Source organism: Pontibacter chitinilyticus (assembly GCF_039748935.1).
GTDB lineage: Bacteria > Bacteroidota > Bacteroidia > Cytophagales > Hymenobacteraceae > Pontibacter > Pontibacter chitinilyticus.
The window spans coordinates 96,847-109,484 of sequence record NZ_JBDIZJ010000008.1 but is presented as its reverse complement, the minus strand read 5'-3'; the positions used below and the strand labels follow the sequence as shown (position 1 = coordinate 109,484).

The 12,638-nt window shown below is 51.6% G+C and carries 11 protein-coding genes; 4 read left to right on the top strand and 7 right to left on the bottom strand.

All coding sequences use genetic code 11. The annotated features are described in order from the left end of the window. Nucleotides 1–21: 21 nt before the first annotated feature. Nucleotides 22–1,437: an FAD-binding oxidoreductase gene (locus tag ABDW72_RS13320; RefSeq protein WP_347159063.1), complete on the top strand. Its 1,416-nt coding sequence runs from the start codon at nt 22–24 to the stop codon at nt 1,435–1,437. A 66-nt stretch (nt 1,438–1,503) separates the two neighbouring features. On the opposite strand, the gene mnmE is transcribed toward ABDW72_RS13320, so the two are convergent. From mnmE to ABDW72_RS13290, 6 genes are all read right to left on the bottom strand, one after another. Beyond that, nucleotides 1,504–2,883, bottom strand: coding sequence for a tRNA uridine-5-carboxymethylaminomethyl(34) synthesis GTPase MnmE (gene mnmE / locus ABDW72_RS13315; RefSeq protein ID WP_347159062.1), 1,380 nt, complete (start codon nt 2,881–2,883; stop codon nt 1,504–1,506). Between the two features lie 941 nt (nt 2,884–3,824). Beyond that, on the bottom strand, nt 3,825–4,442 hold the full coding sequence (locus tag ABDW72_RS13310; RefSeq protein WP_347159061.1) for a thioredoxin fold domain-containing protein: 618 nt from the start codon (nt 4,440–4,442) through the stop codon (nt 3,825–3,827). 375 nt (nt 4,443–4,817) lie between these two features. Then, nucleotides 4,818–6,701 (bottom strand): Nramp family divalent metal transporter, encoded by a 1,884-nt coding sequence (locus tag ABDW72_RS13305; protein ID WP_347159060.1) that lies wholly within the window; start codon nt 6,699–6,701, stop codon nt 4,818–4,820. A 68-nt stretch (nt 6,702–6,769) separates the two neighbouring features. After that, complete coding sequence (locus ABDW72_RS13300; protein ID WP_347159059.1) at nt 6,770–7,429, bottom strand: metal-dependent transcriptional regulator; 660 nt, start codon at nt 7,427–7,429, stop codon at nt 6,770–6,772. A 107-nt stretch (nt 7,430–7,536) separates the two neighbouring features. Further along, the gene (locus tag ABDW72_RS13295) at nt 7,537–8,535 is read right to left on the bottom strand and encodes a 3-oxoacyl-ACP synthase III family protein (RefSeq protein ID WP_347159058.1); all 999 of its coding nucleotides are present in this window, start codon (nt 8,533–8,535) and stop codon (nt 7,537–7,539) included. A gap of 77 nt (nt 8,536–8,612) precedes the next feature. Further along, on the bottom strand, nt 8,613–9,752 hold the full coding sequence (locus ABDW72_RS13290; RefSeq protein WP_347159057.1) for a glycosyltransferase family protein: 1,140 nt from the start codon (nt 9,750–9,752) through the stop codon (nt 8,613–8,615). Between the two features lie 51 nt (nt 9,753–9,803). Here ABDW72_RS13290 and ABDW72_RS13285 point away from each other — a divergent pair, with 51 nt between their 5' ends. Next, nucleotides 9,804–10,616, top strand: coding sequence for a 2,3,4,5-tetrahydropyridine-2,6-dicarboxylate N-succinyltransferase (locus tag ABDW72_RS13285; protein ID WP_347159056.1), 813 nt, complete (start codon nt 9,804–9,806; stop codon nt 10,614–10,616). A 234-nt stretch (nt 10,617–10,850) separates the two neighbouring features. On the opposite strand, the gene ABDW72_RS13280 is transcribed toward ABDW72_RS13285, so the two are convergent. Next, the gene (locus ABDW72_RS13280; protein ID WP_347159055.1) at nt 10,851–11,744 is read right to left on the bottom strand and encodes a 3-hydroxybutyryl-CoA dehydrogenase; all 894 of its coding nucleotides are present in this window, start codon (nt 11,742–11,744) and stop codon (nt 10,851–10,853) included. 442 nt (nt 11,745–12,186) lie between these two features. On the opposite strand from ABDW72_RS13280, the gene ABDW72_RS13275 reads away from it, so the two are divergent. Continuing rightward, nucleotides 12,187–12,339: a lmo0937 family membrane protein gene (locus ABDW72_RS13275; protein ID WP_242919443.1), complete on the top strand. Its 153-nt coding sequence runs from the start codon at nt 12,187–12,189 to the stop codon at nt 12,337–12,339. Between the two features lie 62 nt (nt 12,340–12,401). Next, nucleotides 12,402–12,551 carry a lmo0937 family membrane protein gene (locus ABDW72_RS13270; RefSeq protein WP_347159054.1) on the top strand — a complete coding sequence of 50 codons (150 nt, stop codon included), beginning with the start codon at nt 12,402–12,404 and terminating at the stop codon, nt 12,549–12,551. The last annotated feature ends 87 nt before the right edge of the window (nt 12,552–12,638 follow it).

Below are 12,638 nucleotides of genomic sequence, written 5' to 3'. Positions count from 1 at the left end.
ACAAAATTTAAAACGAAACGTATGGCTACGTCAACAACTAATTCGGTTTCCGTTAAAAGTTTAGGAGAAGACATTCTGCGTCAATTTCAATCCCACTTTCAGGGAGAGCTGCTTCAGCCGGGAGACAAAGAGTACCCCGAAGCCCGCAAAGTATACAACGCCATGATAAATAAACAGCCGGGCCTGATTGCCTATTGCAGCGATGTGGCCGCGGTGGTTAAGGCCGTTCGCTTTGCCCATGATTATCAACTGGAGGTGGCTGTGCGGGGGGGAGGGCACAGTGGCGCCGGCCTGGGCATGAGTGATGGGGGGCTTTGCATCGACCTGTCCAAAATGAAAAAAGTAAAGGTAAACCCGCAGGCAGCGACCGTTTGGGTGGAAGGCGGCTGTACCTGGGGAGAGGTAGACAAGGCCACGCATGCGTATGGCCTGGCTTTGCCCAGCGGCATTATTTCTACGACGGGGGTAGGGGGCTTAACGCTAGGCGGAGGCCATGGCCACTTGACCCGCAAATACGGCCTCACCATCGACAACCTGCTGGAAGCAGAAGTGGTGTTGGCCACCGGTGAGGTGGTGACCGCCAATGCACAGCAGCACCCGGACCTGTTCTGGGCTATCCGCGGCGGTGGGGGCAATTTTGGCGTGGTTACCTCCTTTGTGTTCCGCCTCCACCCGGTGAGCACCGTGTATGCGGGCCCCATGTTCTGGGACCTGGAAAGTGCTCCTGAAATTTTGAAGTGGTACCGGGACTTTCTTCCGGCAGCCCCCGAGGAGCTGAATGGTTTCTTTGCCTTTATGACCGTGCCCCCGGCCCCGGCTTTCCCCGAGCCTTTGCACCTGCAGAAGGTATGCGCCATTGTATGGTGCCACTGCGGCGACATGACGAAGGCCGAAGAAATAATAAGCCAGGTGCGCGACAAGTTTCCACCACTCTTTGAGCACGTGGGCGAAGTGCCTTACCCGGCTATCCAAAGCGCCTTTGATGCCTTGTACCCCAAAGGGCACAACTGGTACTGGCGTGGCGACTTTGTAAAAGACATACCCGACGAGGCCATCGCACAGCACATGGTTTTTGCCCGCAAGCTACCTACGATGCAATCGACCATGCACCTTTACCCGATTGATGGCGCTGTACACCGGATAGGCAAGGCGGACACAGCCTTCAGCTTCCGGGACGCCAACTGGTCGCAAGTGATCGTGGGCGTAGACCCTGATGCAGCAAACAATGCCCGCATTACGGAGTGGACGAAAGGCTACTGGGAAGCCACGCACCCATACTCCCTGGGCGGCGCCTATGTAAACTTTATGATGGACGAAGGGCAGGAGCGGATACAAGCCACCTACCGGGACAACTATGCGAGACTGCTAGAAGTTAAGCAGCGGTATGATCCAACGAATCTGTTTCACCTGAACCAGAACATCAAAGCGCCGCACTGATGGGATTAAAAAAAGCCCCTGTATCGTAAAAGTACAGAGGCTTTTGGTAGGTATGGCTAGGGCGGATTATTTGCCGATGCAGAACTTTGTAAAGATATTCTCCAGTAGATCGTCTGTGGTGATCTCGCCTGTGATCTCACCTAAACTATACAAGGCCCGGCGGATGTCGGCGGCTACCAAGTCGTTGCTGATGCCGAGGGCAAGGCCTTGCAGCACGTCGTCTAGGGCAGCGTAAGTTTTATTCAGGCTGTCGACGTGGCGGAGGTTGGTGACAATGGTCTGGCTTTGGGTGTTGAGCTTGCCCAAGTTAACTTTGGCTACCAGCGCCTGCTTCAGCTCGTCGAGGTTGGCTCCTTCGGCGGCGGAGATCGGCACCAGGCCTTCTATACTTTCAAATCGCTGTAATTTCTCAGGGGAGGCCAGATCAGTTTTATTGGCGACGGCCACCAGCGGCAGCTTTTTGGGGTTCAGCCTGTCGAGTTCGGCCTGTACTTCGGCGGCGGTTACTTCGGTGATGTCGAAGAGGTAAATAATGAGGGAGGATTGGCTGAGCTTCTGCATGGTGCGCTCCACGCCCATTGCTTCTACCTTGTCGGTGGTTTCGCGCAGGCCGGCCGTGTCGATGAAACGGAAGGTGATGCCGTCGATGTTGATCTCATCCTCGATAAAGTCGCGCGTGGTGCCCGGCACATCCGACACGATGGCCTTCTCCTCGTTCAGCAGCTTGTTCAGCAGGGTAGACTTGCCGGCATTCGGATTGCCCACGATCACCGTCGGCACGCCGTTCTTGATCACATTGCCCAGCTCAAAGGACTTGAGCAGCTCCCTGATGATGCGCTGGATGTTGCCAATTAGCGTGCGCAGCTGGTCGCGGTCGGCAAACTCTACGTCTTCCTCGCCAAAGTCCAGCTCCAGCTCGATCATGGAGGCAAAATGCACCAGCTCGCCGCGCAGCCGCTTAATTTCCTGCGAAAAGCCGCCGCGCATCTGCTGCATGGCCACCTGGTGGGAGAGGGCCGAGTCGGAGGCAATTAGGTCGGCCACGGCTTCGGCCTGCGCCAGGTCGAACTGCCCGTTCAGGAAAGCGCGCTTGGTGAACTCCCCGGCATTGGCCAGGCGCGCGCCCTGTTTCAGCAGCAACTGCATGATCTGCTGCACAATAAAGTCGGAGCCGTGGCAGGAGATTTCTACCACGTTCTCTTTGGTATAGGAGTGGGGCGCCACAAACAGCGACACCAGCACCTCGTCCAGCACCATTTCCTCATCGCGGATGGTACCGAAATGGATGGTATGGCTGGCTTGCGTGGTGAGGTCTTTGCCTTTGAACACGCGGTTGGTGATAGCGATAGCTTCCGGACCGGAGAGGCGGATAACGGCAATGGCACCCACGCCGGGCGCAGTGGCCACGGCCACAATGGTATCGGTATTGAAAAGAGTATTGATCAAGATCGTACTAAACTGATGAACACCTGCAAAGGTAGTGGTTTTTGGACAACTCTCCGTACCACTTGCGGAGCAGGAGAAGGGCCTTGATTGTTGCCCTGGAGCAAGCTTTTAAGGTTTTCTGAAGTACCGGGGCCACCCATCCCTGCCCCTCCTTAACTAAGGAGGGGAGCCTGTAACAACTTCAGCTGAAGTATAAGCGTTGTAGTTCCGGTTGTTCATGAACCCACCCCTGGCCCCTCCGCGGATGGGAATTAGATCTAAGTTTAAGTTAAGATTAAAGCTTTGTATTTATCTAGTCCTTCTATAAGTATGCTTTCAGGATGAGAGGAAAGAGAAAACCAGGAAGAAAGAACCCGTAGTAAATAAAGCTTCCCTCCTTGGACAAGCGAAAACGCGAGTTTGAAGTTTGCGAGCGCAGCTCTGAGGGGTAGGGGTGGTTGGACCCGGCACTGCAAAAGTCAGCAGCTATGAGAAAGATTCCAGTCCTTGGGCTGAGCGCCTTGGCGGGTTCCGGTGCCCGCAGGGCAGCGCGCCAGCGCAGCTTCACGCCACCGCGCGATGCCCTTGTCGGGGGCCCCTGCACCCCCAGGACATGCCCTTTCGGGCTTAGAGCGCTTCAAAGCTTAAGATGAAACAAGACAAGTATAAAACTGAGGAAGAACAGCAGCTACCAAGTATAGCTTGCTTGGTGAAGTATAAACAACAGCTACCAAGTATAGATACAACGAAGGAGTTGAAGTAGCTACCAAGCATAACCGGAAGTATAAAAGCAAAAGTCAGTAGCTATTAAGTATAGCCCAAAGTATAAACTGCTCATAAATAGCAGCTAGGAAGTATTGCAAAATACGAATTGAGAAAACAGCCGCTGAGTCCAAGTACAAAATCAGACCAGTTGCTCCAAGCTACAAAAGCAGCTTTGCGCCAAACTACTCCAGCTTTACCTACTTCCCTTCACTTCCTTTTGCAAAATCTTCGAAAGACGATGTTTTATAGTGGTTATCGCCGAAATATAGGAGGATCTGAGCGAAAGCGGGTGCCTCCATGTAGCCGGGGACAGGGGAGAGCATCTTCATGTTTTCGTCCAGGTAAACAGTGGTTGGGAAGCTGGGCTGCCCGTTGAGGAGGGCTATTGCTAACTCATGCAGTTTATACTCTGGGTTGTACGTATAGGTCTGCCCATTTAGCGTAATCGGATCTTTGCCTTCGGCATCGAGCTTTACGGCATAGTAATGCGCATTGATATATGCCGCAACGGCCGGATCTTTGAAGGTCGTTTTATCCATTTTCTTGCACCAGCCGCACCAGTCTGTGTATACATCTATCACCAGCTTACGGGGTTCGTGCTGCTGCTTAGCGGCGGCCTGCTCTATCGTTAGCCACTCAATAGCGGCAGCACCTGGCTGTTCTGCTACGGCATCAGAAGTTTTGGTTGCTGCCGGAGCAGTTACGATTGCTGGTGTGGCATCTGAAGGAGGAACTGAGGCTGTGCCATTCACTTTGCAACCCGATAAGGTTAGGGCAAAGACTGTAGCTGCCAGTATGAAAGATATCTTTTGCATGCAGGTAAGGTTAAGGGAAGTCGTTCTATGCTTTTTATAGTTGAAAGATAAACAGCAGCGGCTACAATTAAAATTCCAATGCATGCTTATTCGATGAAGGAAGCAGTATGAAAGTTCCTATTCAAATAAAAACTAGCATTGCAATGGCCGGGAACGCCCATTCAGCTGTTGGGCCTTCAAAAGCTACAATGTCGGTTGCAATCTGCTAACTGCAATTCTCTGCTTCATTAAGTCTAGAGCAGGAGCGGGCATGTTACTGTTGCAAAAGCATGTCTATAGAACGTGCCAGAGCTTGCAGTACAAGTATACCCTTGGAGTTTAAAAGCAGTAGCCAGCAGCAGGTTTTCTGATCTGCCTTGTATCTTCAGGCAGCATTTAGACGATCAGAACGGGAATCTTTACTGCGTGGCGCACCGATTCAATGGTGGTGCCCAGGATAAGGTCTTTCATCATCTGGTGCCCGTGTGATCCCATCACGAGCAACTCCGCCCGATAGGTTTTAACAATCTTCGGGATGCTCCGCTTAGGGTTTCCGAAGCCCAGCTGGTACGACACATTATAGCCCTTGCTGCGCAAATCATTCGCATACCGCTCCAGGTTGGCTCTGTCAGAATCTGTTTCAAAGTCATGGATCTCCTGGCCGAATACCAGGGCACCGGCTGTTTCCACCACGTGGATCAGCAGGTACTCCGCCGCAGGGGTGCCAATTGCCAGCGCGTTGTTGATCACCTGCTTGTCTACTGCCGAGAAGTCCAGGGTGATGGCAATTTTAGCATACACGGGCCGCGACTGCTCCGGGTAGCTGACCGGGCGGTGATGGCGCGGCACCTCCACGTGCCCGCGCGCGGTGGCAATAAAGGGCTGGAAGGTGATGTAGAGCAGCAGCAGGGCACAGGCTGTTATAAGCGGCACCACGGTGCACCAAATAAGCAGTGCATGGTCGCTTGTCCGGATCCAGCCGGAAACTTCTTCGATCACCAGGTTCACATTCAGCACAACGATGATAGAAGCCGACAGCCAGGCAGCGCCTTTCAGCAGCTTGCCGATCGCGAACTGGCCCATGCGTTCTTTGTGGCTCACGAAGTGAATGAGCGGGATAACAGCAAAACCCAGCTGCAGGCTCAGGATCACCTGGCTTAGCACCAGCATATGGCCGGTTTCATCTTCGCCATAGTATAAGATCACGAGCATGGCCGGCACCACAGCCAACAGGCGGGTAATCATACGCCGCAGCCAGGGCTGGATGCGCAGGTTCAGGTAGCCTTCCATTACAATCTGGCCAGCCAGCGTACCCGTCAGGGTAGAGCTCTGACCTGCCGCAATCAGGGCGACGGCAAATAGCACAGGGGCCCATTTAGAGCCAAGCAGCGGCGCTAGAAACTTATGCGCATCCTTGATTTCGGAAACCGTATACATGCCATTCTTGTAAAAGGCGGCTGCCGCAAGTATGAGGATGGCGGCATTCACAAACAAAGCCAGGTTCAGCGCGATGGCGGAGTCGAGGTTGTTGAAGCGGATGGCTTTACGAACACCGTCGGCGCTGCGCTCGATCTTACGCGACTGCACCAGCGAGGAGTGCAGGTATAAGTTGTGCGGCATCACCGTTGCTCCTATAATACCAATAGCAATGTAAAGGGCTGTGCTGTCGGGGAGGGAGGGAACGAAACCTTGTACCAACTCGCCCATGTCAGGCTTGGCAAACACCATCTCCAGTACAAAGGCGCCTCCAATAATGCTGACCAGCACCAGTACAAACGCTTCCATTTTGCGCATGCCCTTGTTGATGAGGAACAGCAGCAGGAACGTATCGAAAACGGTGAGGCCCACACCCCAGAGCAAGGGAATGCCGAACAGCAGCTGCAGGCCAATGGCCATACCCAGCACTTCGGCCAGGTCGCAGGCGGCAATGGCGATCTCGGCCAGCAGGTAAAGCGGTATGTTCACAAACTTGGGATAGGCTTCGCGGGAGGCCTGCGCCAGGTCTTTACCACGCACCACCCCCAGCCGCGCACTCAGGCTCTGCAGCAGAATGGCCATCAGGTTAGACATTACCAGCACCCACACCAGCTTGTAGCCGAACTGGCTGCCGCCGGCAATATCCGTGGCCCAGTTGCCGGGGTCCATGTAGCCCACGCTCACCAGGTAGGCAGGACCCAGAAACGACAGCAGTTTTTTCCAGAAACCGGTTTTGTTCGTGGTGTCGATGCTCGAGTGCACTTCCCCCAGCGACTTACTCGAATAAGGCTCCTGTTTTAACATAACGGCTCAGGTATAGCGGCTCTTTCTTCCATCATCTATAAGTAGTATACAGGTGCTGCAGGCGCCAATCAGGCCGACAGGTATAGGTTACAGGATACTTCCTGCGAAATAAGGAGCGTTTTATTTTCCTCCAGCCTGATCTCCATGGAGTTGTCGAACCCGAGCTTATCTGTCACTTTTATCCGGCTGCCCAGCGAAATGCCCACTTTATCCAGGTATTGCAGAAAGAGGGGCTGCGAGTCGTTGACACCAACTACTACACCGGCCTCGGCAATCTCCATCTCGGCCAGCAACTTCTGGCGGGGCTGGCTGATCTCACCGGTGGCCGAAGGTATCGGGTCTCCATGCGGATCTACTTTCGGGAAGCCCAGGAACTCTTCCAGCCGCTGCGTCAGCAGCTCCGAGGTAACGTGTTCCAGTTCTTCGGCCACTTCATGCACCTGGTCCCAGTTAAACTTCAGCTTTTGTACCAGAAAAACCTCCCACAGCCGGTGCTTTCGGATCACTTGCAACGCTACCTGCTCACCTGCATCCGTGAGCCTAACGCCTCGGTACCGCACATAATGCACCAGGTGCTTGCTACTCAACTTGCGCAGCATATCGGTCACAGAGGCCGCCCGCGTCGCCAGCGTTTCAGCCAGCGCATTCGTGCTCACCTCCTGGGTGCCTTTCGCCGACAGTTTGTAAATGGCTTTGATGTAGTTTTCTTCTGTGAAGCTGTGGTTCACGGTGCTTTCATTTTGAATAACTGCGTTTTGAATAATTGAAGGCTAAAGTTATGTCCTCTTCTCTTCAATTATTCAAAACGCAGTTATTCAGTTATTCAGAATTATACTTACCAGCGGATGAGCGCCGAGGCCCAGGTAAAGCCACTGCCAAAAGCGGCCAGGCATACCAGGTCGTCTGCTTTGATGCGGTTTTCCTGTACCGCTTCGCTTAGCGCAATCGGCACAGAGGCCGCCGTGGTATTGCCATACTTGTGGATGTTGCTGAACACTTTCTCCACCGGCAAGCCCATTTTCTGCTGAATGTAAGACGTAATGCGCAGGTTGGCTTGGTGAGGAATCAGCATATCGATGTCTGATGCCTGGTAGCCGTTCTGGTGCAGGGCTTCTTCGATCACTTGCGGGAAGCGGGTTACAGCGTGCTTAAACACTGTGTTGCCGTTCATGTAAGGGTAAATGGTGCCCTCGTCTATCATCTCATGTGTCAGGCGGTCTTTCTTGTTGCTGCCCGGGTCAAGCGTCGCCAGTTCTTCGGCAAATTCGCCGTCGGAGTGCAGGTGTGTAGACAGGATACCTTTGTCGTTACTTTCAGAAGGAGTGAGGATCGCAGCTCCCGCGCCGTCTCCGAAGATCACAGAAACCCCACGGCCACGTGTCGAAAAGTCAAGACCGCTGGAGTGTATTTCGGAGCCAACCACCAGCACATTATTATACATACCGGTTTTGATGAACTGATCTGCGACAGACAAAGCATATATAAAACCGGAGCATTGGTTACGCACATCCAGCGCCGGAATTTCTTTGATGCCCAGTTCACGCTGCAACAGCACACCGGAGCCGGGAAATACATAATCAGGGCTAAGGGTGGCAAATACGATCATGTCAAGGTCCTGTGGCTCCAGGCCAGCCATTTTTAAGGCGCGGCGAGCAGCTTCTGCGCCCATGTTGGAGGTGGTATCCACTCCCTCCTCAAAATAGCGGCGCTCCACAATGCCGGTGCGTTCCCTGATCCATTCGTCAGAGGTATCCATGATCTTCTCCAGGTCTTTATTGGTGACTACCCGTTCCGGAACGTAATGGCCTACGCCGGCAATTTTCGAATTTCGCATAGTAGAAGGTAATTAGTCTTACAAATATACTGATTTAAAAGGTTTTTAGATTCACCTAAAAATATTTTTAGCGAAGTTTATACTTCAGTAGAGTCCAGTAGGGGGGCTATAGCGGACAGCAATGCCGGTTCCTGTGTTGCCCAGAAGACATCGGCTGGTATACCCGAAGTATAAAAAGGCTGCTGTAATTCCTGTAGTAGCTGTACGGCATCAAAGGCAGCAAAGTCTATACTTAGGCCGGCACCAAAGCGCGAAACTAAAGGGTGCCACAATGTATTTTGCTGCACTACCATCGGGAGCGCATGGGCCACATATTCATACAGCTTGGTAGGTATACAGCGAAACGTGCTCTCGTTAGGCTGATACGGCAGCAAACCTACATGGCACTGCTGTAGTTGCTCTATAATCTGCTGGTGCGGCACCAGTTCCCCACCACCCATAAGGTGCAGGTAAGGCCGCTGTGAAGCCAGTGCTTTTACCTGCTGCCAGGTATCCTGCCGGGGGCAATGGCCGATGATGGTGAGCGTTGTTCCTGGGAGCAGCGCCTGCACGGCATCAGCAAAAGCAATGGCCTGAAAGATGCCGTATACTTCGGAAATAGTGCCGGAATACAGCAGGCGCAGAGGACCGTTTGGCAGCGGAACAGGTGTGGCGGGCATAGTATAGCCGGGAGCTGTTTTATACTTGTTCTCGATGAGGGTTGTGTTGTGTGGTTGCAGAAACGGCAACTCCTGCAAGTAACTGCGCTCCGCCACCAGGTAATGGCTGATGTTTTGTGCCGCAGCCCGTTCTATGCGGCCGATAGTATAGGCCATCAGGTGCTTCAGGCCGGGGCGGTAATTTTGCTGAGCTGTCAAATTTAAAGTATAATTTTCCTGCACGTCGTACACTAATCGACATTTGTAGCGGCGGGCATAGTATACGCTGGGCAACAGCAGCTCGTGGGTGCAGGCAATAATAAGGTGTGGCCGGAGCCGCAGCAGCAATTGATAGTAGTGTAGCTGCGCCTTTGCCCTCCCCATACTCAGGCGCCTGAACTGAAAGAGTGGGTGCAGGTGCATGTTAGCGGGCGCACCCGCAGGAGGGGCAGCTGCGTAGCCGCAGAGGTGTACCTGCACCTGCGGCAGCTGGCAGAGGGTAAGCCCCAGCTTTTCATACATGCGCGTGTCATTCACCGGCTTCAGCAGCGAGGCAATCAGGATTCTCTTTTCAGACATCGTTTAAAATTAATACTTTTGCGCAGTAATCTATAGCAATCATAAACAGACATGGCGATAAGACAAATAATAGAGGAGGCGTGGGAAAACCGCGAACTGTTGCAGGAAGGAAGCACGGTAGAAGCAATCCGGACCGTAATTGAAGAATTAGACAAAGGAACCCTGCGCGTGGCAGAGCCCACCGGCGATACCTGGCAGGTGAACGAATGGGTAAAGAAAGCGGTGCTGCTTTACTTTCCGATCCAATCCATGCAGACAATTGAGGTTGGCCCTTTTGAATTTCATGATAAGATGCTGCTAAAGCGGAACTATGCCCAATTGGGAGTGCGTGTGGTACCGCATGCTGTCGCCCGTTACGGTGCTTTCTTAGCTAAAGGCGTGATCATGATGCCTTCTTATGTAAATATTGGCGCTTATGTGGATGCAGGTACGATGGTGGATACCTGGGCTACTGTGGGCAGCTGCGCACAGGTAGGCAAAAACGTGCACCTGAGCGGTGGCGTAGGCTTAGGCGGTGTGCTGGAGCCGGTGCAAGCCGCCCCTGTGATCATTGAGGATGGTGCGTTTATAGGCTCCAGAAGTATTTTGGTGGAAGGTTGCCACGTGGGCAAAGAGGCAGTGATCGGGGCTGGCGTTACGATTACGGGTAGCTCCAAGATCATTGACGTAACGGGCAGCGAGCCAAAAGAATACAAAGGCTATGTGCCGCCACGCTCTGTAGTAATTCCAGGTTCCTACACCAAGAAATTTCCGGCTGGTGATTTCCAGGTGCCCTGCGCCCTCATTATTGGGCAGCGTAAGGAAAGCACCGACCTCAAAACATCGCTAAACGACGTGCTACGCGATCATGCCGTGGCAGTCTAGATAGTTGATCATTATATGTTGTGCGTTGATCGATTCGCGTAATAAATTTAAAAGCGCCTCTGCAAACTATTTGCAGAGGCGCTTTTTGTCTGAATCAGGATTTACAGGATTTTAGGATTCTTTAGATTGGTATACCAGGGGCAGATGATTCAGCCACGAAAAGAAACAGTTATAACGAATGCGAATAAAGTTCTTTCTATATAAGTTTAGCGCTCCACAAAAAACGTAACGAATTTATTGTTTCCTGAACCGTTCGGCTACAACCAGTTCTTTCGAGCCCTGCGTCCAGGAGTAAAAGCCCTGGCCTGACTTGGTGCCTTTGTGGCCGGCTTGTACCATGTTCACCAGCAGCGGGCAGGGCGCATACTTCGGATTACCAAAACCCTCATACAGCACATTTAGAATAGATAAACACACATCCAGGCCAATGAAATCTGCTAACTGCAGCGGGCCCATGGGGTGTGCCATCCCAAGTTTCATGATCGTATCGATCTCTTCTACACCGGCCACACCCTCATATAAAGTATAAATAGCTTCGTTGATCATGGGCATCAGGATGCGGTTGGCAACAAAGCCAGGGTAATCGTTTGCTTCTGCCGGTACTTTGCCCAACTGCTTCGAAAGGTCCAGAATGCGGGTGGTTACCTCATCGGAAGTAGCATAGCCCCGGATCACTTCTACCAGCTTCATTACGGGCACCGGGTTCATAAAGTGCATGCCAATCACCTTGTCCGGGCGGTCTGTTACCGACGCAATTTTGGTGATAGAAATAGACGAGGTGTTGGAGGCAAGTATGGCGTCCGGCTTTGAGTAAGTGCTCAGGTCGCGGAATATTTTCAGCTTCAGGTCGATGTTCTCCGTGGCGGCTTCAACAACCAGGTCCACCTCTTGTACGCCCTCCTGCAGGCTGGTATAGGTGGTAATGTTGGCGAGTGTCTGTTCTTTCTGTGCTTCGGTCAGGTTGCCTTTAGCAATAATGCGGTCCAGGTTTTTGGTAATCGTTCCCAGCGCTTTCTGAAGGGCCTCCGCCGAAACATCAATGAGCGAAACGGGAAAACCATTCTGGGCAAAGACATGCGCAATGCCGTTGCCCATTGTGCCGGAACCTATAACTGCAATTTTTTTCATATATGGTTAAGATTGTGGTTAGTATCTTATACAAAACTAACAGAAATAAGTGTAAGGTCGGGCAAATTGAAGCTGCTCTTGAAAGACTTCAATTTAAAAATTAGACTTAGATCAGTGGTTAAACAAAAATAATATAATTAGCACTGCGCATGTCCGGTACGTCTTATATTTTAGGAAAGGCGATTGTTAGGGTATAATGGCTTGTAAAACAGTAAATTAATAGGGATTGTGCTAGGGATGGTCTGCTTAGCTATTTGAATCTTATGAATAGATTACTACAAAAAAATGCTTTAATATAAATCCTTTAAAATATAGATGCGTAAAAGCAATAAATTTAAAAATACAAAAGCATTCTACGATAACAACTGGCAGCGACAAAGGTTTATTCTGGCTGTTCAGAAGGGTAGAAGCAGTTGTAACAACCTGAACTAAAACTAAAATTATGGGAAATCTACTTTATGTAATAGCAGTTGTATTGGTTATTTTCTGGCTAATCGGTTTCCTGGGCTTCCCGGATGCTGTAGGCGGAATTATCCACATACTTCTTGTACTGGCTGTAATAGCAGTGGTACTTCGCTTGATAAGAGGTGCCTAACCTTGGGCTTGAATCCTCGTTAACAGTACAATCATAAACAATACACTTAAATACATAAAACTATGGGAAATATATTGTATATCATCGCAGCTATTCTGGTAATCTTCTGGCTAATCGGTTTCCTGGGCTTTCCGGATGCCGTTGGTGGATTGATCCACATTCTGTTGGTTATTGCCGTTATTATCGTGCTTCTCCGTTTGATTCGGGGCTAGCGCTTTTAGATACAATAAATACTTATAATTAAAAAAGGGGCCGCTACAAACGTAGCGGCCCCTTTTTTATGAGCTTTATGGCCAAGT